Source organism: Mucilaginibacter sp. RCC_168, assembly GCF_041355315.1.
Lineage (GTDB): Bacteria > Bacteroidota > Bacteroidia > Sphingobacteriales > Sphingobacteriaceae > Mucilaginibacter.
The window spans coordinates 104,944-128,235 of the sequence record NZ_JBFUPN010000004.1; the positions used below are offsets into that span (position 1 = coordinate 104,944).

The window sequence follows — 23,292 nt, forward strand, 5'->3', positions numbered from 1 at the left end:
ACATCATTAAATCACAAAAATTGATATCTATAATAGAGCGTTTTAATATCTCCTAACATGGAGGTTTTATACCTTATGTCTCTCCTGCGATGTAAAGCAAGATATTATGTAAATACTGAATTGAAATTTAAAAGATTTACTTAATCTTAGACATGTTAACCATTTATTTCCTGCAATGATTTTTGAATTTACCACAGCCCCTGGTTTTGACTTTATAACACTGTTTTCAAAGCAGATCAATGCGCCAATAAGGGATAATGTATTGGAAATACCCAAGGCACTTGGAGAAGGTTATGTACGTAAAATTGGGTTTGGAGATGATTTCAAATTGACGATCCACCGTTATAGATTGAAAGAAGACCTGATTGTTAAACGCAATCCGGCTGCAATAGCTAATGATGTCCGTACCATTTTCTTTTATAACGATAGGGAAGATCTTGAAGTTAAATATCATAATGAAGCAAACATACCAGGCTCACAAAAAAATGATTCTTCTATACTCCTGTCATCAAATGATTTGCGCACGGAGATCCGTTTCCCTGCCGGCAGCAATATTCAATATGTAGTAGTTGGAATTACCGCTAACCGATTGCGCTCAGTTCTATCTATTGAAAAGCCTAACGGTACCTTAAAAACCATTACAGCAGAAAACACTTCCTTTCTATTTTTCGAGAGTTTGGATGCGGAAATGCAATTGCTGCTTAAAAATATTGTATCCGTTGATATGAATAACTCCTTGAATAATTTCTATGTACAAATTAAGGTACAGGAATTGATGTACCTGCTTTTTAGTAAGCTGTCGCTCAGGGAGCATATCACTTTTAAGAATATAAATAGTAACGACGCGGAAAAACTTTTAGTCATTCGCAACGAAATATTGAATGACCTGAGTACTCCGCCGGTTTTAAGCGAACTAGCCATTATCGCTTCCATGAGCGAGACGAAACTGAAGCAACTGTTTAAGCAAACGTTTGGAGATACCATCTATAATTATTTTCAGAAGGTAAGAATGGAAGAGGCCGCTTTTCTGTTAAAACAGGCCAAACATTCCGTTTCTGCGGTTGGTTATGAGTTAGGATTTTCAAACCTCAGCCACTTCAGCAGATTATTCGCCAAGCAGTATGGCATTACCCCAAAGAAGTTCTCTTACACTTCATAAAGCCTCTTTTCTTTCATATTAAATGCCAATTGCCGGATAGAGCTATTCTTGTGTCTTTTTCGGCTATTTTACCCATTTATCAACCTCTACATTTGTCATATAATTAAATATGACAAAATAAAAAATAATGAAAGCAATACAATATAAGGCGTTTGGTAATTCCGATGTGATAGAGGTGACAGAAACCCTTCAGCCTGAAATCAGCAATGAAAACCAGATTTTAATTCAAGTTAAGGCAGCCAGCGTAAATCCTTTGGATATCAAATTACGCAGCGGCATTATGCAACAGATCCGTCCTGTCAGTCTGCCTTTTATACCAGGTGCAGATGTATCGGGGATTGTTGTTGCCACCGGAGAAAAGGTAACCCAATTTAAAGCGGGCGATGAGGTGATCGGTGTAACTTCGGCAGGCGGGTATGCAGAGTACGTGTTGGTAAATGAGAGCCATGTTGCCATAAAACCCGTCAATACCTCATTCGAAGAAGCAACCTCATTGGTTGTCAATATCGGAACTGCCCAGTCTGTATTATTCAATGAAGGGAAATTAGAGAGAGGCCAGAAAGTTTTAATTCAGGGAGCGGCCGGCGCAACAGGGGCCACCATGGTACAAATGGCAAAAAGTGCTGGAGCCTATGTTATAGGTACAGCATCCGGCCAAGGAATAGCCCTGGTAAAAAGCCTCGGTGCAGATGAAGTAATAGATTATAAACTGCAGGGTGTTACGGCGCTGGTTAAAGATGTTGACCTGGTGGCGGATTGCGCCGGCGGTGAATCTCAAAATAAGCTTTTTGAAGTAGTAAAGCCCGGAGGTAAATTATTCAGCATAGCAGCCTCACCGTCTACAGAATTCGCAGAAAAACATAAAGTTGATGCACGATTTATCCGTTCCAATATATCAGCGGATAGTTTGACCACTGGCTTGGCTTTGGTCAATGAAGGAAAACTACGCCCCATTGTTGCAAAAACTTTCCCATTAGAGGAAGCCGCGCAAGCTCAAGACTTTTTGTCGGCTGGTGGGGCCAACGGTAAAGTTGTTCTTGTGGTCGCTCAATAACAGAATCGATCAGCAGTTCATTTAAAGAAACCAAACAATACAGTTTACAACTACCAAAAAAACAATAAAAAAAATATCATGAAATTATTAGAAAATATAATATTAGGAAAAGAAACATTGAAGAACGCCATCGCGATGGCGCCAATGACACGTAGCAGGGCTAACGCCGAAGGCGTGGTAACCGACCTGACCGTATTATACTATACACAGCGTGCAAGTGCAGGGCTGATCATTACCGAGGCCATAAACATTTCTGAGCAGGCGCTGGGTAGCCCTTATACACCGGGCCTATACAGCAGGGAGCAAATTGATGCCTGGAAGAAAGTAACCAGGTCGGTTCATGATAAGGGAGGTGTGATTTATGCCCAGCTTTGGCATACCGGCCGCGTTGGGCATTCGGTAGATAGAAAAGGAAATGTCCCTGTAGCGCCATCGGCAATTGGGATAAAAGGGCAGCAGCATTATACCTCCCAGGGATTGAAAGATTACGAAACACCCCAGGAATTAACTACCCAAGAGATCAAACAAATAGTAAAGGATTACGGCCAGGCTGCAAGCAATGCTATAGAGGCCGGTTTTGATGGCGTTGAACTACATGCGGCATTTGGGTATTTGCCAAACCAATTTTTATCAGAAAGTGCAAACCTCCGAACTGACGAATATGGCGGCAGCATTGAAAATAGGAACCGCTTTGTGTTAGAAGTAATGCAGGAACTGGTTAATGCGTTAGGCAACGATAAGGTCGGCATTAAACTATCGCCAACTATCTATTACAACAATATCGAAAACAGAGATCCGGTGGCACAATTCATACCTCTGATCGAAGCATTGAACGATATGCCATTGGCCTTTATCCACCTGATGAATGGAACTTTACCTTTGGATAATTACCCAAGCTATCCTAAAAATGCAATCGAAACATTTGGCAGCATAAGTAAGCACCTGATCATGGCCAATGCCGGGTTCAATAAAGAAAGCGGGGAAGCCGAATTGAAAAAGGGGATCGCCAAAATGGTTTCTTACGGTTTATTATTTTTGGCCAATCCAGATTTGCCTAAACGGTTTGAATTAAATGCTGAGTTGAATGTACCGGACGGAGCAACTATGTATGGTGGAGGAGAAAAAGGATATACCGATTATCCATTCTTAACAGAAATACAATAAAATTACATTGCCTGAATAATGGTAATCTTAGCAAATTAAATGACAAGGATTGTTACGATACCTTGTCATTGCTTTTTATCAGCTGAGCTAAAACTACGGTTTACATAAAAAAGCCTCTCATTTTCATGAGAGGCTTTCGGGTAAATGATGGGGCTCGAACCCACGACCCTCGGTACCACAAACCGATGCTCTAACCAACTGAGCTACATCTACCGTTTGGAGAGTGCAAAAATAGAAATCTTACGGCTATTTGCAAACTCTTTTTAAAATTACATTTGGCTTACCTGTTTAGTTTAGAACGATTTTAATTAATTATTAGATTTGTATTTATGACTGAGCAATTAATTGAATTGAATGTGACAGGGATGCATTGTAATAATTGCGCTTTATCTGTACATAAACTACTTGAAAAAAGGGGCTTACACAACATACTGGTCGACTTTGCCAGCGAAGAGGTAAAATTTTCAACCAGCGACACAACCAAACTCCCCGAAATAAAAAAAGGAATAGAAAGCTTAGGTTTTAGAGTGATTGACGATATTTCGCAACATCAGCCTTCATTTTATAATAAAGTAGAGAACAAATTTATCTTTTGTGCGCTGTTTACCGCACCTCTTTTGCTCGGCATGTGGTTGCCCTGGCATGTATTACATCAACCTATTGTACAACTATTATTATGCTTGCCAGTATTTATTGTGGGCTGCCTGCATTTTGGTAAAAGTGCCTGGAGTTCGGTAAAAGGAGGTGTACCCAATATGGATGTGCTCATATTTATCGGTTCAACATCGGCATTTGTATATAGCCTCACAGGTACGCTGCAGCATTTAGGTCCCAAATATCAGTTTTACGAAACCTGTGCTACTATTATAACCCTGGTATTATTGGGCAATGTGTTCGAAAAACGTTCCGTAACCCAAACTACATCCGCAGTAAAAGATCTGATCAGGTTTCAGCAGGTAAACGCCAACCGTGTTGTTAACGGCGGCGTAGAAGTGATCAGCGCCAAAGAAGTACGTCCGGGTGATACCTTATTAGTAAACCAGGGCGATAAAATACCCGTTGATGGCGAGATTCTATCCGGCAGCGCCTCCGTTGATGAGGCCATGCTTACCGGCGAAAGTTTACCAGTTGAAAAGAAAAAATACGATAGAGTGATAGGCGGCACTATATTAGTAAACGGCAATGTACATATGCTGGCTACCAAGGTTGGTTCCAATACTATACTATCGCAGATCATCGAACTGATGAAGAAAGCCCAGGCTGCAAAGCCTCCTATTCAAAAACTGGGTGATAAGGTTGCTTCTATATTTGTACCGACAGTGCTGGGTATCTCTCTGCTTACTTTTGCACTTACTTTTTACGTAGGCCAGGCAGGCTTACAGCACTCCTTGCTGAATGCTATTGCCGTACTGGTGATATCGTGCCCTTGTGCCATGGGTTTGGCTACCCCTACCGCTGTGATGGTAGGACTGGGCCGTGCGGCTAAGAACGGCATCCTCATCAAAGGAGGTGATACCATTGAAGCCGTAGCTCATACCAAATATATAGTATTCGACAAAACAGGCACCTTAACCACTGGCAAGTTCAGCATCAATGAGATCAAGACCGAACCAGGTATCGATATCGAATTGATTCGCGGCATCATTATCGCCATTGAAGAGCGCTCAAATCATCCGATAGCCCGATCGTTAGTAAGCGGACTAAAAAATCTACCCCGGCAAAAGGTGATACTTAAAGTAGCCAAGGAAGAAAAAGGCCTGGGTATGCGCGCAGAAGACGTGGAAGGCAACAACTATTTTCTCGGTACGGCTAAACTAAATAAGGACGATCATTTTAATCTATCACTGTATAAAAATCAACAGTTGCTGGCCCAGATAGCCCTCGACGATGAAATAAAACCCGAAACAGCCACGCTGATAACTCAGCTCAAAAAAATGGGCATTAAACCTATATTGCTGAGTGGCGACAAAAAAGACCGCTGTTTAAAAGTAGCGGCTGCCATTGGTATTAAAGAGGTACATGCCGAAAAACTACCCGACGAAAAGCTCAACGTAATTGATAGGTACAAGCAGAAGGGTAAAACTATCATGATAGGCGACGGTATAAATGATGCACCCGCATTAACCAAAGCCGATGTAGGCGTATCCATGAACGATGCCAGCCAGGTAGCCATACAATCAGCCAGCGTGGTACTGTTGAATACCGATCTGCACTCGGTTATTAAGTTTTTACAGATTAGTAAGCATACCCTGCTCACCATTAAACAAAACCTGTTCTGGGCATTTGCCTACAATATCATCGCCATTCCCCTTGCTGCTTTAGGCTTTCTAAACCCGATGATCGGCGCATTTACTATGGCCTTTTCTGATGTTATAGTAATTGGGAACTCACTGAGGTTGAAAATTAAAAAGGTTGATTAACCCCCAGCCCCCGAAGGGAGAGCTTTTGATAAATGTGACGGTAACGATCTCATCATTTCATTTTTTTCGTTAATATAGCCCTATATTGATATTCGGCTATTATGAAATTTATTGAGCGTTATTTAGGCGGCGAAGATAGTACTGCTGTATATGATGACATTTATGGTTTAGGGAAAAAAGCCTTTGGCATTGAACATTTTGATGATGTACAGGCAGTACTTATTGAGACCTTTAACAGAGTAGCTTTTAATCTTCAGGTAATTTATCACGAATTGAATAAAATCAATTATGTATTCAAAACTACTTTTACAAATAATTCCGACAAACCGTTAGTAGCTCCTTTACCCAACTCTGATAATTTAATTTCAGATCTTGAAAATGCAGTTGCCGATTTCGGAAAAATCCCACTTTCGTTAAAGTTATTTTATAAAATTGTGGGCACATGTAACTTTGCATGGGATTACGAAAGCCAACCTGATTTGCTATGGGAAGGCGCAGACCCGATACAAATTGATAGTCTCGATGATCTTGTAGTTTATGTGACTACTGATGACTGGAAAGAATACATAAGGGAATCCCTTGAATATGACGAAGATGAAGTACCTACTTTAGAATTGGCAGCTGATTACTTACATAAAGACAATATTAGTGGAGGTCCGGCTTATTCCTTGCAGATCACTCGCAATGAGAGCATAGACAGTTTATTTTTAAACGAGCCCAACGAAACAACCTTTATTGACTATCTGAGGATATGTATGGAAAACTGTGGCTTTCCTGGCGACTCTGCTTTCCGGCAACATCAGAGTTATAAGGACTTCTACGCCAAAGTAAAACCACAATTAAAATCCATTTAGTTCTATTAAATATATCCCCCTACCTCCCTGAAGGGGGAATTTTTGAAAATCTTATCGGCAATTAATGTAACTTATGCTACTTTTGTCCCCCCTTTAGGGGGTTAGGGGGCTTATGATAGAAATTTACACAGACGGGGCATCAAGCGGAAATCCAGGTCCGGGAGGTTACGGGGTAATTCTGCGTTCGGGTAAGCATTATAAAGAGCTTTCCGAGGGCTTTCGCAAAACCACTAATAACCGCATGGAACTATTGGCTGTAATAAAGGGGCTGGAAGCGCTGAAGACCCCCAATCAGCAGGTCATGATCTTTTCCGACTCTAAATATGTGATCGATGCCATCGAGAAACGCTGGGTAAATGGCTGGCTGCAAAAAGGCTTCGCCGGTAAAAAGAACAAGGATCTGTGGCTGCGTTATCTCGATATCAGCAAACACCACCAGATCAAATTCACCTGGGTACGGGGCCACAACGGTCACCCCGAAAACGAACGCTGTGATGAGCTGGCTGTAGCAGCCGGTAAACAGAAACCGCTGCTGATTGATTCTGTTTTTGAAGTGGAGAATGCGAAGGGGGTTTAATGTCTAAATTTTAAAAACTAAATTTTAAATTGACTGGGCTTATTCAGTAATTCACTAAATCAATAATTAAAACCTTCCCGCCAGTTCTATAATCTGCAGATCTTGAATTTTATCTTCATCGATATTAAAACGCATGAGGGTGCGTACTTTATGCCAGCCCTGCTGCCCTGCCGCACCTGGATTAAGATGCAGGCAGCCTATCGTTTTATCGGGCATTACTTTCAGGATATGCGAATGCCCTGAGATAAACAGTTTAGGCGGATTTAAGTAAATTTCCTTTTTTACCGCCGGGCTATATTTGCCCGGATAGCCTCCAATATGGGTCATCCATACATCAACATCTTCGCAGTTAAAACGCAGATTTTCCGGGTATACCAATCGCACATCCTTGCCGTCGATATTGCCGTAAACGCCCTTTAATGGCTTAAAAGCGGCTAACTTATCGGCCAGTTCCAGGGTGCCGAAATCGCCAGCATGCCAGATCTCGTCGCAATTTTCAAAATGCTTAAAAACGGCATCGTCGAGGTAGCTGTGGGTATCGGATATTAAGCCTATGCGGGTCATGCTGTAAAGATAGATACAAGAGGCAAGAGTCAAGAACCAGGAGTTAAGAAATCTGTCATTGCGCGTAAAAAAACCTGCGTAAAGTTTAAAAAGTGGGTTTACATGGTTTACACTTTTTATGGTTAACATCGATTTAAATAATTGAAAATAAATGATTTAAATATAAATAAGCCTTATTTTGTGTTAACCGACTTTGGGAGGAAAATAAACCTATGTCATTGCGAGCCTAGCGTGGCAATCCTCTACTTACAGGGACTCTCTGCTTATCGGGGATTGCCACGTCGTTTCTCGCAATGACGTGGGGGCTTAAAATATCGTCAAAAAGCCTTTCAATACTTCCTGGTATGGTCTGCTGTAAACTTTAGGCTCATCATAGATCACCAACCTCTCTTCTTCCGATTGGCTTGTGTCAAAACCCAGAGCCAGTATTTCCCGGTGTGGTTCATCATTTTCAAACGAATGCACATTAATTACTTTTTGTAAACGGAGTTGATATTGCGTAGCCAAAGTTTTCACCAACTCAGCCGTCTCCAGTGGTAAAACGAGCCAACAAGTTCCGTTCTCCGTTAAATGGCTTGCAACAGCTTTTATCAACCCTTCAAAAAAACCATCCTCAGCATGTTTGGCCAAATTTTTCTTTACGCCCGGCGATTGCAGCGAATTGATATAGAATGGCGGATTGGATACGATCAGATCATATTTTCTATCCGGATGACCAGCGAAAAAATCTTCAAAGCCAACCGAAAACAATGTAAGACGATCAGCAAAAGGCGAATTCTTAAAATTGCTCCCGGCAGTTATAGCCGCGCTTTCATCAATCTCAACAGCGTCAATCCGGGCATAGGTAAAACGCTGGGCCAGCATCAGGGCAATTACGCCGGTACCAGTGCCTATATCTAAAATGGTGGAATATTCGGCGGTACCGGCCAGCGCACCCAATAAAACACCATCCGTATTAATCTTCATGGCGCAACCTGTTTGATCAACGCTAAATTGTTTGAACTGGAACATTTATTCAGATATGAGATATGAGATATGAGACCTGAGACTTGAACTACTGGAAGTAAAGTTAAAAATCTTCACCTCAGACTAACGACTCTAAACTTCGGACTAAAGACCTACTTTTCGTAAAGTTCCAACGGCAAGCCATCCGGATCGCCAAAAAAAGTGAAACGCTTACCGGTAAATTCATCTACCCGAATAGGCTCTGTAATTACACCATTGACTCGCAAGGAATTAACTGCCTCATCAATATCATCAACCTCAAAAGCTAAATGACGTAAACCTACAGCTTCGGGGTGTGATGGCCGGACTGGTGGCTCCGGAAAAGAGAAAAGCTCGATCTGGTACTGGTTGCCCACTTCCAGATCGAGCTTATAGGATTGCCGCTCTTCGCGGTATACTTCCAATAATATTTTGAAACCCAGTATCTCGCTATAAAAATGCTTCGACTTTTGGTAATCGGAACAAATAATAGCGATATGATGTACCCGGTTCAGCTTCAGCATTATTCGCCTAAAATAGAGTGTAATACGTTGCTATGAACCATTTTCAAGTCGGTAACATGGCCAAATGGCACTTCGTCAACATTCAGGAAACCATTATTTACGGTACCCAGTAAGCTGAATTCAACATCGCTGGTAGCCATAAATTCAATAAAGCGCTCCTGCTCTTCTGGAGCTACGGTTACCACTACCCTGCCTTGCGCTTCACCAAAAAGGAAGGCATCTTTACGGATATCGTCATCTGTTTCAATGTCAAAACCAAGTCCATTCGGCATAGATGACTCCAGCAGCGCGATATATAAACCGCCATCGGCCACATCATGTGCCGACTCGATCACCCGGTGTTTGATCAGGCCTTTGATAGCTTGCTGTACCTCGTATTCCTGGTCGATATCAAAATGCGGAGCAGGCGCTTTTAAAATTTTGTGCCATGAAGCCAGGTATTGTGACGAAGCGATATCATTAACTGATTCACCAATCAGGTAGATCAGGTCGCCGGGTTGTTTAAAATCAGCGGTCATGATGTTTTCTACATCGTCCATTACGCCCAGCATACCGATAGTAGGCGTTGGGAATACCGAACCACCATCTGCCGATTGGTTGTAAAAGCTCACATTACCACCCGTAACCGGGGTTTCAAACTTGCGGCAGGCGTCGCCCATACCCTTTATAGCGCTTACAAACTGCCAGTAAACTTCTGGATTATAAGGGTTACCAAAATTTAAGCAGTTGGTGATAGCCACTGGCTCGCCGCCGGCGCAGGTAATATTACGTGCAGCTTCGGCAACGGCTATAGCAGTACCTTTATAAGGATCAGCATATACGTAGCGCGAGTTGCAATCTGTTGTTAATACAATGGCTTTATCAGTATCTTTAACTGCCACAACAGCTGCATCGCAGGCCAGGTTGGCGGTCATGGTTTGTACACCTACCATGCTATCGTATTGGTCGGTTACCCAACGTTTAGAAGCCAGGTTAGGGTGTGCAGCCAGATGCTCGGCCACTTCAACCAGGTTTTCAGGCTCTTTTACATCATCGATGTTGAACTTTTGATTTTCGGCAAAGTAAGCAGGCTCGCGGTATTCGCGCTGGTAAACCGGTGCGCCGCCGCCTAAAACAAGGTCATCTGCAGGTACATCGGCAACCAATTCGCCGTTCACAAAATATTCCAGGCGTTTGGTATCGGTCACCTCACCAATAACAGCGCAGTTAAGATCCCATTTGTCAAAAACTGCCTCTACGTCTTTTTCGCGACCTTTATGAACCACAATCAGCATACGCTCCTGTGATTCAGACAGCAAAATTTCGTAAGGTTTCATATGATCCTGGCGGGTCGGCACTTTATCCAGGTGGATACGCATACCATGCTCGCCTTTAGCGCTCATTTCGGAGTTGGAGCAGATGATACCGGCAGCGCCCATATCCTGCATACCTACCACGGCGCCGGTTTTAATTACTTCTAAGGTAGCTTCCAGCAACAGTTTTTCCTGGAAAGGGTCGCCTACCTGAACAGCAGGAAGATCGTTCACAGAATCGGCAGTGATATCTTTGGATGCGAAAGCCGCGCCGTGGATACCGTCTTTACCGGTTGCAGAACCTACTATATATACCGGGTTGCCTACGCCGTAAGAGGTTGCCGAAACAGTTTCTCCCGCTTTAACAATACCTGCCGACATGGCGTTAACCAGTGGATTTACATTATAACAATCGTCAAAAAACAGCTCGCCGCCTACAGTTGGAATGCCAAAGGCATTACCGTAGTGACTGATACCTTTTACCACACCTTTTACCAGCCATTTGGTTTTATCCAGGCTCAGATCGCCGAAACGCAAAGAATTGAGTTGCGCGATAGGACGTGCACCCATGGTGAAAATATCACGGTTAATACCACCTACACCGGTTGCAGCGCCCTGGTAAGGCTCTAAGGCCGATGGGTGGTTATGCGACTCGATCTTGAAGGCGCAGCCGATGCCATCGCCCAAGTCAACCAGACCGGCATTTTCTTCACCAGCCTTAGCCAGCATACGCGGACTATCCTTTGGCAAAGTTTTTAGCCAGGTGATCGAATTTTTATAGGAACAGTGCTCACTCCACATCACCGAAAAAATAGAAAGTTCGGTAAAGTTGGGTACGCGGCCCAATATTTCTTTTATACGTTCAAATTCTTCGGGTAATAAGCCTAAATCTTTGGCGGTTTCAACGGTGGTTAATTCCTGGTGCTCCAATGTACTATTGTTTTATTTGAAAGGATGCGCAAAAGTAGGAAAAAAGGCTGAAAGCGGAAAGCTAAAAGGCGAAAGGTTTTGACTCCTATCAGGGTCGGGTATCGGTTTCGGGGTTCGGGTGCCGGAATGGTTAACTAACTCTCATCACCTGAAAACCAAACTTATAAAATTCAAGCTACTAAAACTTTTTAAACCTTCAATTTTAACACTTTTCCGCTCGGAATTGGATGAAAAACCGATCGAAAACACTTCAAAACTTGATCAAAACGATCGACTTTAACACTTTTTAACAAATTTTTGATGGGTTTTGAAACTTTAAAAAGTATTAGATAATTGACATTCAAATAGCTGCATACCAAACGGTCGGTTTTTGTTATTCTTTTTGAGGGAGGTAATTATGTTTTTCAAACAGGGCTAAAAGCCGGGCTGGCCTACTTAAATATACAAAAAATGTTTGGGAGCTGCAATGGGGCTATGGAGTTCCCAAAGCTGATTAAATAATGGTGCGGTGTTATCACTGACCATAGGCTGAATATGCCCAAAACCGAACTACAAGTGTCCGCTTTCGTCACAACGCTTTTTTAATTCACCTGCCACACTATACTGGCTATTAATTAATTATAATTTTGGCATGCATTTTACTGCAATAAGGCATGAAGAAACTACTTCTATTATTTATCCTCTTTACTTACACCTATAACTTGGTAAGTGCTCAAAACATTGATTCTACGGTTCGGCATGCGGCAAGCACTTTTATGGCAAGCGGACCGCGCGTTGGATTTTCTGTTGGCATCATTAAAAACAACCAGGTTTATCGATACCATTTCGGTAGTACGCAAAAAAACATAAACGATATCCCTACCGATCAAACTATTTACGAAGTAGGATCAGTTACCAAAACATTTTTCAGCCTGTTGCTGGCACAAGCCGTAATTGAAAAAAAGGTTAGTTTAAGCGATGATATCCGTAAATATCTTAAAGGAAATTATCCAAACCTGCAGTATAATGGCAAACCTATCCAGCTGGTGCATTTAGCTAATTTAACCTCGGGGTTGCCGGATAATCTTCCGGAAAAATTACCGGCAATTAAAACCATGAGTCCTGATTCGCAATTCTTTGAGGGCAAGAAATTTTATGATGCCTTTACGCGAAACCAGTTTTTAACGGAGCTTCATAACGTAAAGCTGAGTCAAGAACCCGGATCAAACTCAGCACACTCCAACAAAGCAGCCCAATTGTTAGGGCTTTTGCTCGAAAATATTTATGGCACAAACTATGATGCCCTCCTCATAAAATATATAACAGGGCCCTTAAAAATGGGAAGTACTTTTTTTACTGTACCAACAGCTAAACAAGCGCTTTACGCCAGAGGCTATAACGAAAAAGGGGTATTAATACCCGAAATTCCGAAAGACGCCGGAAGCGCGGCCGGACTAAAATCATCACTGGCAGATATGCTGGTGTATATGAAGTATCAGTTGGAAGAGAAAAACGCGGTGGTCACCATGAGCCATAAACCCACCTGGGGCAAGCCCGAAAGTACAGCTGTTGGTTTGGTTTGGTTTACCAGAACACATTTTGATGGTAAAAGGGATATATGGGAATCGGGAGGCACGGGTGGCCATTCCTGTTTAATTGATCTGTACCCTGAAAGAAACTTCGGCATTGTAATACTTACTAATGAAAGCGACAACCAGGCCCAGGACAGGATATCTGACATGGCCGAAACTATTTATAATGAGCTTTATTTTACCTCGGCCCAGCGTTCAAAAGAAGGCTTTGGATTTTCTGCCGCTGCAAATACCCTACTTGATACTTTAAACAAATACGGGTTTCAAAACGCTATTAAAGTGGCAGATGATTTAAAGAAACATAACCCTGCGTTTAAATTAACAGAGGATGAAATGAATGTATTGGGCTATAAATTCCTAAACAAGGGTCAAAAAGAAAAGGCGCTGGAACTATTTAAATTAAATGTAAACCTTTACCCTGCAAGCTCAAATACCTATGATAGTCTGGCCGAAACTTATGAAAATACGGGCAACAAGATTTTGGCCATCAAAAACTATAAACGAGCGCTTGAACTTAACCCCCAAAGCACTAATGCTGTGGAGCATTTAAAGAAATTAGAAAAAGAATAATTACCACCCGCCGGTTACCTGGCTTTAGTCTTGGGACGGGTCCTATAAATACCATAAGGATGTTGGTGCCATTTTTTATATGGCACTAATTTTCCACTATCAAAATCATAATAAATAGTATAATCGGGCAGGTATATCTTAAATCGATAATAGGCAAATAAACGATCGGCAAAATCATCGCATACAGATACCGCGTAATATTGCTGCTTTGGCGTTGGTGTACTTTCTATATAGGCGGTTATCTGCCTGTTCTTTGGTCTCTCCCGGTTTGATAAAATAATTTCGGATAAAGAGTTAATGAGTTTTAAAACTTTCTTTTCCTGGCTGTTAGTCCCCACTGCATCCTGGGCAGCTGCTTTACCAACGGTTAAACTACATATGATCAGGATCAGGTAAAGAGCTCTCATTGTTAAAAGACTCATTAAATATACACATAATCTCCGCCCATTCAGGCGTCTTTCACCTGAATGGGCGGGGTATTAAACTCATGTGCTGCGGCCCCCCTCATCCCAATCACACATTCTCCCGCCTTTAAAAGCCTTCCGAACATCTATGGTGATAACCCGACAATTGTCTAAATCGGACTTCAAAGAATTTATAATAAATTATAATTGACTATCCCTCAGCCCATTTGAAGAAAATAGTTATTTTTTATAAAAAAGATTATAAACTATAACTTTCAATATATAATTTCGCTTATTATTTAACAAAAAAATATCACACATGAACCTTTTCAAAACCTGCTTATTATTTGCGCTTTTAACCTGCTCAAAAGCGCTGTTTGCTCAAGACAATCCAACCATGCAGCCTACCTCACAAAATGGCCAGGCGGTCAATGTAAGGCCTTCCGCTGGTCAGGGTTACATTGCTTTTAATCAAGGAGGCACTTGTATCCTTTTATATGGTGTTTCTGCCACTACATCTCTTAATTTAAAAAAATGCGACCCAAATGATCCAAATGACAAAATAAACAATGCAGTTGTTGTAGGGCCATATAATGGTACAGTTTGGATCTGGGATAATCCAGATGGCCAACAAGACGACGATTATATGTCAATTACTGTAACAAATTTGCCTGCTGGTGCAAGGGTTACTATACCTACCTTCAACAATGGCGGAGCTGCTCCTTCTGTTTGGTATGATAATGGCGCCGGAGTGAAAGTTCAGTCAAAAACCTATTATCATAATGGCTTGAACTCAAAAGTATCAAGAATCAGCAGAGGTATAGGACAATAATTATTTTCTTACTTACTCAGAAATAGATCATTATAGGCATAACTATAATGATCTATTTTTTTGTACACCTATAAATCAAAATATTTGATTTCGGAGGTATGATGTCTTGAACATGGCCAATTTTTTTGAGCGCTTGAAGGCTAATTATTTTCGTTATAATAACTATAAATAATTTAAGGTTTGAAATATGGTTCGAATATTTTGAGCGCTTATAAGCCAAATAAAATGTTAAATATTAAACAATCCCGATTGTTGCAAAATTTACGCTTATTAGGTTCCGAAATATTTGATGGGTTGATATTGATGAAAGCTTATAAATGCAAAGCCTCTTCCGTATTTAAACTTGTAACCGTTATTTGCATAGTCAATTTAGCATCATTCAGTCAGGTATCTGCGCAAAACCAAAACAGGGTTACCGGAACAGTGGTTGACAGTACTTCCTTCCCAATAAGTGATGCAAATATTGCCTTGATTAGTGGTTCTGATACTTTAAAAACCAGAAGCGATATAAATGGGGCATTTCTTTTTTTTATTAAAGAAATCAGCTATTTTCAATTAAAAATAAGTCATATTGGTTTTACCGAGTTTAATAACACATTTTCTTTAACTACAAATTCCGACAGTGTTAATTTAAAGCCAATTAAGTTAAGCATCCACTCAACGCAATTAAAAGAGGTTTTGATTAAAGCTACCCGTAGGCCTATTCTATTTAAAAAAGACACCATTGAATACGATGTGGATTCTTATAATATGAATGATGATGATCTGGTGGAGTATCTTTTGAAAAAATTGCCGGGTTTAACTCTTGATAAAGACAGAAATTTGACCTCGGAGGGTAAAAAAGTCACCAAACTGCGGGTAAATGGAAAAGATTTCTTCTCTGGAAATATTAAAGAATTTATAAAAAAATTACCCCTTGGCATTTTATCTAAAATACAAATCATCAATGATTATGGTGACGATGCAGCATTTAGTGGCATCAAAACCAAACCCATTCAAAAAATGCTTAACCTGGTTACCAAGCCCGACGAGGATAATGGCATCTTTGGTAATGTGTCTTCAACTGCCGGAACTAACAAATTGATTGGGGCTGATATTAATGGCAACTACTGGAAAGGGGTTAAACAAATATCGGGTGATGTAAATTTACAAAACGCTACAAGTGCTGTTGGATCGAGTGTCAATAACAAGGCAGATCTCAGTTATAGTAACCAAATAGGTAAGTATTTAAAAATTGGGGGTAATTATAATTTCGGTAACTCCAGAACAAGTAATGAAACCAATACATTCTCAGAGACAATAAATTCGTTGGGCACCATAAAAAATCAAATTAATAGCAAATCATTTGCAAAAAACACTACCCATTCTTTTAGTTTAAATACCAGTTATAATCCTGACGAAAAAACGGAGATAAAATTAAATGCAAATTTAAATTTAAACAATTCTACCGACAGTACTTTTTCAGATTCACGGCAAACGGGTTTATTTAATCAGGGCCTAATTTCAAGTGATTATGGCAATAGTAAAAACCCAACAGGGAACATTAATGTGCAGATAGGCAAAAGATTTAATAAGGCCGGGCGGGTAATTATGGCCAACATCGAATATAAAAATAGTAATAATAATACTGCCAATGCCATTAATAGAAGAATTAGATATTATGATACACTCGGTAATTTTAAAAAAGATTCAACATTTAATAGTTTAACTACTAACCGGTTAAAAGTTATGAGCACAAACGTAACTTTATCCTATACCGAACCATTAAACTCCAAAAGTAACCTGGACTTTGTTTACAAGTTTTCGGGCAGTAAACAAAACGCATCATTAATTACGGAAGAAAACTTACCTCAAGGGTTAATTAGGATTGATTCTCTTAGTAACCACTACGATAATTATACCTCTAATCAAAAATTAGATATTAATTATCGTTTTGAGGGTGAAAAAATTAATTTAGTTAGTGGATTAAGCTTGCAAAGAAATACCTTATCCGGATTTACTGCCAATACAGTAACCAAAGTTCAACAAAGCATTTATAACTTTTCACCAGCCCTTAATATAACTTACAATCCAAACAGCGCTATGAGTTTAGATTTAAACTATAGTGGCGAGAGCGAGGCTCCTGCAATTGATGAACTACAACCGGTTCGGAATATTAAGGATATACAAAATATTTTCATTGGAAATCCTCGATTAAAACCAGCATTTACTCATCAGGCTGAACTTAACTTTCGTCACTTTAGTGATAAGTCTAATCAATTAATCACTGCCGGGCTATCAGTATCCATTACTCAAAATAAAATAGTTAACAATACTGTAATAATTACAGATACTCTAAACTCATTAAAGCAGCAAACCAGCTTTATAAATGCTAATGGTTCCTATCGGTTAGAGGGAAACTATGGTTATACAGTACCAATAAAAATTTCAGAAGTAAAGTTAAACACAAGTTATACCGGGAACATTGACTTTACAAATGATATAGTGTACACCGATAATATTAAAGCCAATAGCTTCAGTCGGACTATTTCACAAACTATTAAAACTGCGGCATCGTTCAAACATTTTGACAGCGAAGTGGCTGTTAACTATATGACGGCTTTCAATCACTACAACGTAGGGCAAGGATTAACCAATAACGTACATCGATGGATATTTTCGCTTAATGAAAAAGTTACCTTTGATCAAAATACCTCTTTAACTATTGATGCAACAAAAAATTTGAATTATGGATATGCCAATATTAGTTCAAGCAATCCATTTGTTGTTAATGCAACTGTAATGCGCTCGTTTTTTAAACAAAATTTAATGATCAATATACAGGCAACTGACATACTAAATCAAGCAAATAAAATAAATCAGGTTACCATAGGCAATAGTGTTATTAATAATAGAACAAATTATATAACCCGATTTTTCATATTAGGCCTTAGCTATAAAATAAGTAAGTTTGGCCATTTGAAATAAGTATTTACTCTTTTGTTCACTCAGTCCCCCTCGTAGCGGAGCCCGAAGTTCACTGTGCCAACCTCCAGGTGCCTTTCAGGAGATCCGGAGGGAGCTATAGATGCTCCCTCAACCACAATCAAAATAACACATCCATGACAAGGTTATTTGTTTAGACGAAAGTTTGTTCCGATCTTTGAATTAGATGTTTAAACATTTATTTGGAAATAACAAGATGGAAATAGGAATAGATAGTTTCGCCTCGGCGATGTACGGCAGTAAGGAATTGAGCAGCGTGGATGCCATGGAACAATTGCTTGACCGCATTGCCTTTGCCGATGAGGTTGGGCTGGATGTTTTCGGTATCGGTGAACACCATAAAAAGGAGTTCCTGGATTCGGCTACAGCTGTGATCCTGGCTGCTGCCGCGGCACGAACCAAAAATATTAAATTAACCAGCGCGGTAACGGTACTCAGCGCCGCCGATCCGGTACGGGTATACCAGAGTTTTGCCACATTAGACCTCATATCTAAAGGTCGCGCCGAAATGGTTGTTGGCCGGGGATCATCTATTGAAGCCTACCCCTTGTTTGGTTTTAACCTTGATGATTACGACGCGCTGTTTAAAGAAAAGCTGGACTTATTGCTCAAAGTACGCGATAATGAATTTGTAACCTGGTCTGGTAAATTCCGCGCGCCTTTAAATAACAGGCCTGTATACCCAAGGGCCTTACAGCAAAAACTGCCCATTTGGCTGGGTGTTGGCGGAACGCCTGAATCATTTGCACGTGCCGGAACGTTGGGCTTACCCTTAATGGTAGCCGTGATAGGCGGCGAAACACATCGCTTCCGGCCCCTGATAGATTTGTACCGAGAAGCCGGCAAAAGAGCAGGTTTTACACCCGATCAGTTAAAAGTTGGGCTACATTCGCCGGGCTATGTGGCCGCGACCAATGAACAGGCTGTTGCCGATTATTATCCGGGCTATGCCGAACTCTGGACAAAATTAGGCCGGGAACGCGGCTGGCCGCCGGTAACCAAAGCACAGTTCGACAGCCTGATAGCGCCAAAAGGTGTATTGGTAGTGGGCGGACCGGAGCAAGTTGCCGAAAAGCTGTTGCGCCATAGCGAAGCATTGGGCGGTGTGGATCGTTTTACTTTTCAGATGGATAACGCAGGTTTAACCCATACCCAGTTAATGAGTTCCATTGAACTGATCGGGAAGAAAGTGATGCCGTTGGTGAATGCATCATAAGCTAAAGGATATAAAAGGCCTGTCAGTCTGAGCCGGTCGAAGACTCGTGCGCAGAGGCCTGCCCACCATGCTTCGACGGCGCTCAGCATGACAGCCTATTGTTTTTTGTGAGGGTACAGTAATAGCACCATAGGCTAATAAATTGAAAAGCTATCTAAAAATGCGGAAATTGCAATCCAAAATCAACATATGGAAATATCCGTACAAAGCTTTCTTACTCATGCGCAGCTCCAGGCGGTTTATCAATTATGGAATGATGAATACCCCGGGAAATTACAATACGATAGTATCAATGATTTCAACACCTACCTGGACAATCTGGAGCAGAAGAAATATTTTTTGTTAATTGATGAGAATGAAATTCTGTTTGGGTGGTCAGCCACTTTTTTACGTGATAATGAACGATGGTTTGCCATCATTTTGAACAGCAATGTCCAGGGAAAAAAATACGGAACCCAAGTATTGGATGAAATAAAAAAGCATGAAACCCATTTAGTAGGTTGGGTTATAGACAAAGAAGGGGAATTAAAATCAAACGGAAGCCAATATGCATCACCGCTGGCATTTTATATCAAAAATGGCTTTAAAGTACTCGAGGCTCACCGGATTGAATCTGATAAAATATCAGCGGTAAAAATCAGCTGGCAATCTGATGGTAGCCTACATAAATAGTCAGGTGACTACATAAGATACATGGTACGGTGATGACACCGCTCCATAGGCTAAATAAAAACGTGTCATTTCGAACGATAGTGAGAAATCTTTTGCGCTGGAGTTGTCCCGCGCAAAAGATTTTTCGCTGCGCTCAAGAGATAGTTTCTCCTCGTGCCTCGTTCGAAATGACACCTTTTTTAATTCTTTTATCCTGATTCTTGATTCTAACATCTTGACTCTCTAACTTACTTCATAACCGCAAGCACCTGCGCAACCGGCAAGTAGGGTGCTAAAAGTTTCCTGATAAACTTGCTAAAGAAAATCATCGTTTTTTTTTAAAGCATTGATCACCTCATCGGTATTTAATACAGTGGCAAATTCCTCGTTTATCTGTGCCAGGGCAGTTAAGTGGATGGTTTCCGCATCATAATGCTCGCCCTTGATGCCAGTTTTGGCAAAGGCAGCTGTAGCATCGGCTACTACAAAGGTGTTGTACCCAAAATTGCCTGCCATTCGTGCGGTGGTTGATACACAATGTTCGGTGGTGAGCCCAACGATAACCAGGGTATCAATACCGGCAGCATCCAGTCGCTGTTGTAGATCGGTACCGATAAAAGAGCTGTTCACCGATTTTTTGATCACCGGCTCGCCGGGCAAAGGTTTTACAATTTCTTTATGGGCATTGCCTGGGTTACCTTCTGCCAGCAGGGAGTTGGGGTTGGTGGAACAATGCTGAATATGAAAGAGCGGCAGGTTGTTTGCCCGCCAGTGATCAAGCAGTTTACGGGCATTTGCTTCGGCATCCGGGTTATTGCGTTCGCCGCCCCAGTAAGGGATATTGTCAAAACCCTGCTGTATATCAATCAGTATCAGCGCCGGGTTGGTATTTGTTAATGTTTTCATACCTCAAAATTGCAGCTTTGCCAGCACCCGGTTTTTGCTGTGAGGCTTTATTTGTTTGTTATGATAACACCGGTTCGTTACGCTCGCTGCTGGGTGGCGCGCCAAACTTTTGCTTATACACTTTTGAAAAATGCGAAATATTCTCAAATCCACTACTGTACGCTATCCTCGATACGGAGTCGTTGGAGTTTTTGAGCTGGTAAGCGGCATACTCCAGCCGGCGGTTAATCTGCCATTTTACAGGCGTGGTATTAAAGCGCTCGGTAAATTCCTTTTTAAAAGCACTCACGCTCCTACCGGTCAGTTTAGCCATATCCTGTAATGAAAGCTGCCGGTTAAAGTTTTGCTCCATAAAATAGGCCAGGTCGATCTTATTTTCGCTTACCATATGTTTTAAAAACGAAACAAAGGTTTTCGAACTGTCGTTCGATAAAATTTGAAGCAATACCTGGTGCGTTATAAATTTCACGATGCAGCGCGAGTAATCCTGCGGATGTAAAATATGGTGAATGGCCTGTGCTATGTTGGCGTTTATAAATTCGGATGTTTTAAAAATGAAAGGAAGCAGATCGTCGCTTAGTTTTTCCTGCCTAAACTCGGGCACATGACTTTCCAAAAAGTAATCCACAAACTCATTTTCCATAAAAATGAGCATGCTGGTGTAATCGTCAGACGGGAATATCTGGTAATTGCCCCGCCTCCTGAACTGAATATCACCGGCCTTTAAATGTTGCACATAGCCGCCATACCAAACATCGATAGATCCGGTTAAAACCACTTCGAGGCAATGCATGGTTTGCAGGGTATCGTCACAGCCGAAAGGCCGTTTTTTGTCAATAACAAAACCATACATTTCGCACATGCGTAACTTAACATGTGCATGATAACCAAGCAGATCCTTAGGAATTTGTATCATCGTTAACAATTTATTCACACTAAGCTACGGGTTGTAGGGCTATATTCTTAAATTTTGGTTTAATTGTAACAAAACGATGATAAAAGGTGACCTACTAATCCTCTCTTGAGAGTAATAACCCGTGATTAGGCAGGATGCAAGGATCAAACGCGCGTTATCGACCCACCCGACGTCGCTGCGCTTGTCACCCCTCTCTGCCCTTTGGGCAAAGAGGGGATTTTTAATCTTTTTTCTTTACCCTCTTTGCGGCGAAGCCGCAGAGAGGGTGGTCCAGCGAAAGCGCAGACCGGGTGAGTCTGCTATGCTTCATGCTATTGCTCGTCAGAATTTGAGATACATGTCTACCTATGGACTATCATCCGCAAGAAGAGTTACAACAACTTTATACAAACAAAAAAGGGCAAACGAAAAATATTCGCTTGCCCACGGTGGTCATCTAACGATTTCTGTCCCCCCGGAGACGCTATACAACCACTTTATCTTGATTGCTTATTACTCACTTAGCTGAAAATTGATAGGGATGTTATACCGTACCCGTACCGGCTGACCGTTCTGGATACCGGGTTTCCAGGCTTTGGCCAGCTTAAGCACGCGCAGGGCTTCTTCATCAAACCCATACCCTGCGCCATGCTCAACTTTAATATTGGACAAAGAACCATCTTTCTCAATAATAAAACTCATGATCACTCTTCCTGATACCCCCTGTTCCTGCGCAACAGCCGGAAAGCGAAGGTTCTTTTGCAAAAATTTCCCCCAGGCTGCCGCTCCGCCAACTGGTTCGGGCATTACCTCGAGCGTACCAGGGTCATATACGGTTGTTGATGATGGTGCTGTACCCTCTCCCGGTCCTCCGGCCGGTCCTTTTCCTTGATCTATTACATTTTCAGGCCCTTTTGCAGGCCCCTCAACATTTTTGGGACCTATTGCGCCTTCTATTTTACTGATATCAGGTGGATCTACTGTACGGGGATCATCATCTGGGCGTACGATAGTTGGTATAGCGGTTTGTTTTACAGGAACCGCCGGTGCAGGAGGTTCAGCTGCTTTGGGTTGATCTGGCTTTTTGAGTTTTGGTTCTACTGGAGGCTGTATTGTAAGATTCTTCAAATCCACCGGCGTCATAGTTACTTTGGCAACAGGCTCTATTTTGTGTTTGAATATAATGCTTGCCACAACCAAAATAGCCACGCCTGTAAGGGCAAATCCTATGGCTTTGCCCATGGTGCGGCCATAATTCTTTCTCAGATCATAAGCACCGTACTCTTTGTTACGATGGTCAAATACAAGGTCGAGCCACTCGGCGTTGTACAAATCAAATTTGGCAATACTCATAATTTTCAGAATTAAATTTCTTATTAAACGAATATACATATATAATATTTTACAAAACAAGAATTATTTTAAAAATAATTTTCATTCGTATTACGCTGCGCCAAACCCGGTAAAATTTAAATTTTCAGATAAGAGCTTTTTTGCTGAAAGTATTTAGCAATTGAAAACAATCATTGTTAACCCAAAAACAATGTCATTTCGACGAGGAACTAAGAGAAATCTTTTATTTCTTGCGCTAACCGCGGCCAGAAACTATGATATTTTTCAAAATACCGAGCAAACATTCTATATAAACATCATACGAATACTTTTTCTTGCATTTTCAATTAAAAGCACAATTTAAAAAACACTTTACTTATATATTTACTACATAAACAAACAAAAAGT

Annotated in this window: 19 protein-coding genes and 1 tRNA gene; 11 read left to right on the forward strand and 9 right to left on the reverse strand. The window is 41.2% G+C overall.

The genetic code is table 11. The features are described from left to right. Positions 1 to 175: 175 nt before the first annotated feature. From AB6735_RS04620 to AB6735_RS04630, 3 genes are all read left to right on the forward strand, one after another. A complete protein-coding gene (locus tag AB6735_RS04620) occupies positions 176 to 1,159 on the forward strand; it encodes a helix-turn-helix domain-containing protein (protein ID WP_370994674.1) in 984 nt (327 codons plus the stop codon). A 127-nt stretch (positions 1,160 to 1,286) separates the two neighbouring features. After that, entirely contained in the window at positions 1,287 to 2,213 is a 927-nt protein-coding gene (locus tag AB6735_RS04625) for an NADP-dependent oxidoreductase (RefSeq protein ID WP_370994675.1), read from the forward strand. A 78-nt stretch (positions 2,214 to 2,291) separates the two neighbouring features. Further along, positions 2,292 to 3,377, forward strand: a complete 1,086-nt coding sequence (locus tag AB6735_RS04630) for an alkene reductase (RefSeq protein WP_370994676.1) — start codon at positions 2,292 to 2,294, stop codon at positions 3,375 to 3,377. A 139-nt stretch (positions 3,378 to 3,516) separates the two neighbouring features. Here AB6735_RS04630 and AB6735_RS04635 read toward each other — a convergent pair. Then, positions 3,517 to 3,590 (reverse strand) — tRNA-His (locus AB6735_RS04635). A 116-nt stretch (positions 3,591 to 3,706) separates the two neighbouring features. Here AB6735_RS04635 and AB6735_RS04640 point away from each other — a divergent pair. The 3 genes from AB6735_RS04640 (at position 3,707) to rnhA (ending at position 7,228) form a co-directional block, all read left to right on the forward strand. Beyond that, positions 3,707 to 5,797, forward strand: a complete 2,091-nt coding sequence (locus AB6735_RS04640; RefSeq protein ID WP_370994677.1) for a heavy metal translocating P-type ATPase — start codon at positions 3,707 to 3,709, stop codon at positions 5,795 to 5,797. A 101-nt stretch (positions 5,798 to 5,898) separates the two neighbouring features. Continuing rightward, a complete protein-coding gene (locus AB6735_RS04645; RefSeq protein ID WP_370994678.1) occupies positions 5,899 to 6,651 on the forward strand; it encodes a hypothetical protein in 753 nt (250 codons plus the stop codon). Positions 6,652 to 6,763: 112 nt separating this feature from the next. Beyond that, positions 6,764 to 7,228 carry a ribonuclease HI gene (gene rnhA, locus AB6735_RS04650; protein WP_370994679.1) on the forward strand — a complete coding sequence of 155 codons (465 nt, stop codon included), beginning with the start codon at positions 6,764 to 6,766 and terminating at the stop codon, positions 7,226 to 7,228. 66 nt (positions 7,229 to 7,294) lie between these two features. On the opposite strand, the gene AB6735_RS04655 is transcribed toward rnhA, so the two are convergent. The 4 genes from AB6735_RS04655 to purL all read right to left on the reverse strand — a co-directional run bounded on the left by AB6735_RS04655 (position 7,295) and on the right by purL (position 11,522). Next, on the reverse strand, positions 7,295 to 7,792 hold the full coding sequence (locus tag AB6735_RS04655) for a metallophosphoesterase (protein WP_370994680.1): 498 nt from the start codon (positions 7,790 to 7,792) through the stop codon (positions 7,295 to 7,297). A gap of 306 nt (positions 7,793 to 8,098) precedes the next feature. Continuing rightward, positions 8,099 to 8,758, reverse strand: coding sequence for a tRNA1(Val) (adenine(37)-N6)-methyltransferase (locus tag AB6735_RS04660; RefSeq protein WP_370994681.1), 660 nt, complete (start codon positions 8,756 to 8,758; stop codon positions 8,099 to 8,101). Positions 8,759 to 8,910: 152 nt separating this feature from the next. Continuing rightward, positions 8,911 to 9,300 carry a VOC family protein gene (locus tag AB6735_RS04665; RefSeq protein WP_370994682.1) on the reverse strand — a complete coding sequence of 130 codons (390 nt, stop codon included), beginning with the start codon at positions 9,298 to 9,300 and terminating at the stop codon, positions 8,911 to 8,913. Further along, positions 9,300 to 11,522 carry a phosphoribosylformylglycinamidine synthase subunit PurL gene (purL, locus tag AB6735_RS04670; RefSeq protein ID WP_370994683.1) on the reverse strand — a complete coding sequence of 741 codons (2,223 nt, stop codon included), beginning with the start codon at positions 11,520 to 11,522 and terminating at the stop codon, positions 9,300 to 9,302. The genes AB6735_RS04665 and purL overlap by 1 nt, the downstream gene beginning before the upstream one ends. A 653-nt stretch (positions 11,523 to 12,175) precedes the next feature. Here purL and AB6735_RS04675 point away from each other — a divergent pair. Further along, positions 12,176 to 13,663, forward strand: a complete 1,488-nt coding sequence (locus AB6735_RS04675) for a serine hydrolase (RefSeq protein WP_370994684.1) — start codon at positions 12,176 to 12,178, stop codon at positions 13,661 to 13,663. A 14-nt stretch (positions 13,664 to 13,677) separates the two neighbouring features. Here the strand turns inward: AB6735_RS04675 and AB6735_RS04680 are convergent, their stop codons facing one another. Next, entirely contained in the window at positions 13,678 to 14,070 is a 393-nt protein-coding gene (locus AB6735_RS04680) for a hypothetical protein (protein WP_370994685.1), read from the reverse strand. Between the two features lie 316 nt (positions 14,071 to 14,386). Here AB6735_RS04680 and AB6735_RS04685 point away from each other — a divergent pair, with 316 nt between their 5' ends. The 4 genes from AB6735_RS04685 to AB6735_RS04700 all read left to right on the forward strand — a co-directional run bounded on the left by AB6735_RS04685 (position 14,387) and on the right by AB6735_RS04700 (position 19,772). Continuing rightward, the gene (locus tag AB6735_RS04685) at positions 14,387 to 14,899 is read left to right on the forward strand and encodes a hypothetical protein (protein ID WP_370994686.1); all 513 of its coding nucleotides are present in this window, start codon (positions 14,387 to 14,389) and stop codon (positions 14,897 to 14,899) included. 225 nt (positions 14,900 to 15,124) lie between these two features. After that, positions 15,125 to 17,866 carry an outer membrane beta-barrel protein gene (locus AB6735_RS04690; RefSeq protein WP_370994687.1) on the forward strand — a complete coding sequence of 914 codons (2,742 nt, stop codon included), beginning with the start codon at positions 15,125 to 15,127 and terminating at the stop codon, positions 17,864 to 17,866. Between the two features lie 214 nt (positions 17,867 to 18,080). Next, positions 18,081 to 19,100, forward strand: a complete 1,020-nt coding sequence (locus tag AB6735_RS04695) for an LLM class flavin-dependent oxidoreductase (protein ID WP_370994688.1) — start codon at positions 18,081 to 18,083, stop codon at positions 19,098 to 19,100. 189 nt (positions 19,101 to 19,289) lie between these two features. Further along, positions 19,290 to 19,772 carry an N-acetyltransferase gene (locus AB6735_RS04700; RefSeq protein WP_370994689.1) on the forward strand — a complete coding sequence of 161 codons (483 nt, stop codon included), beginning with the start codon at positions 19,290 to 19,292 and terminating at the stop codon, positions 19,770 to 19,772. 294 nt (positions 19,773 to 20,066) lie between these two features. Here the strand turns inward: AB6735_RS04700 and AB6735_RS04705 are convergent, their stop codons facing one another. The 3 genes from AB6735_RS04705 to AB6735_RS04715 form a co-directional block, all read right to left on the reverse strand. Then, positions 20,067 to 20,657, reverse strand: coding sequence for a cysteine hydrolase family protein (locus AB6735_RS04705; protein WP_370994690.1), 591 nt, complete (start codon positions 20,655 to 20,657; stop codon positions 20,067 to 20,069). A 58-nt stretch (positions 20,658 to 20,715) separates the two neighbouring features. Continuing rightward, a complete protein-coding gene (locus tag AB6735_RS04710; protein ID WP_370994691.1) occupies positions 20,716 to 21,573 on the reverse strand; it encodes a helix-turn-helix transcriptional regulator in 858 nt (285 codons plus the stop codon). Positions 21,574 to 22,065: 492 nt separating this feature from the next. Next, the gene (locus tag AB6735_RS04715; RefSeq protein WP_370994692.1) at positions 22,066 to 22,905 is read right to left on the reverse strand and encodes an energy transducer TonB; all 840 of its coding nucleotides are present in this window, start codon (positions 22,903 to 22,905) and stop codon (positions 22,066 to 22,068) included. Between the last annotated feature and the right edge of the window lie 387 nt (positions 22,906 to 23,292).

Bases quoted from the DNA above. Each gene is read 5' to 3' on its own strand.
- AB6735_RS04620 (WP_370994674.1), top strand. From the start codon at position 176: ATGATTTTTGAATTTACCACAGCCCCTGGTTTTGACTTTATAACACTG.
- AB6735_RS04625 (WP_370994675.1), top strand. From the start codon at position 1,287: ATGAAAGCAATACAATATAAGGCGTTTGGTAATTCCGATGTGATAGAG.
- AB6735_RS04630 (WP_370994676.1), top strand. From the start codon at position 2,292: ATGAAATTATTAGAAAATATAATATTAGGAAAAGAAACATTGAAGAAC.
- AB6735_RS04640 (WP_370994677.1), top strand. From the start codon at position 3,707: ATGACTGAGCAATTAATTGAATTGAATGTGACAGGGATGCATTGTAAT.
- AB6735_RS04645 (WP_370994678.1), top strand. From the start codon at position 5,899: ATGAAATTTATTGAGCGTTATTTAGGCGGCGAAGATAGTACTGCTGTA.
- rnhA (WP_370994679.1), top strand. From the start codon at position 6,764: ATGATAGAAATTTACACAGACGGGGCATCAAGCGGAAATCCAGGTCCG.
- AB6735_RS04655 (WP_370994680.1), bottom strand. From the start codon at position 7,792: ATGACCCGCATAGGCTTAATATCCGATACCCACAGCTACCTCGACGAT.
- AB6735_RS04660 (WP_370994681.1), bottom strand. From the start codon at position 8,758: ATGAAGATTAATACGGATGGTGTTTTATTGGGTGCGCTGGCCGGTACC.
- AB6735_RS04665 (WP_370994682.1), bottom strand. From the start codon at position 9,300: ATGCTGAAGCTGAACCGGGTACATCATATCGCTATTATTTGTTCCGAT.
- AB6735_RS04675 (WP_370994684.1), top strand. From the start codon at position 12,176: ATGAAGAAACTACTTCTATTATTTATCCTCTTTACTTACACCTATAAC.
- AB6735_RS04680 (WP_370994685.1), bottom strand. From the start codon at position 14,070: ATGAGAGCTCTTTACCTGATCCTGATCATATGTAGTTTAACCGTTGGT.
- AB6735_RS04685 (WP_370994686.1), top strand. From the start codon at position 14,387: ATGAACCTTTTCAAAACCTGCTTATTATTTGCGCTTTTAACCTGCTCA.
- AB6735_RS04690 (WP_370994687.1), top strand. From the start codon at position 15,125: ATGTTAAATATTAAACAATCCCGATTGTTGCAAAATTTACGCTTATTA.
- AB6735_RS04695 (WP_370994688.1), top strand. From the start codon at position 18,081: ATGGAAATAGGAATAGATAGTTTCGCCTCGGCGATGTACGGCAGTAAG.
- AB6735_RS04700 (WP_370994689.1), top strand. From the start codon at position 19,290: ATGGAAATATCCGTACAAAGCTTTCTTACTCATGCGCAGCTCCAGGCG.
- AB6735_RS04705 (WP_370994690.1), bottom strand. From the start codon at position 20,657: ATGAAAACATTAACAAATACCAACCCGGCGCTGATACTGATTGATATA.
- AB6735_RS04710 (WP_370994691.1), bottom strand. From the start codon at position 21,573: ATGATACAAATTCCTAAGGATCTGCTTGGTTATCATGCACATGTTAAG.
- AB6735_RS04715 (WP_370994692.1), bottom strand. From the start codon at position 22,905: ATGAGTATTGCCAAATTTGATTTGTACAACGCCGAGTGGCTCGACCTT.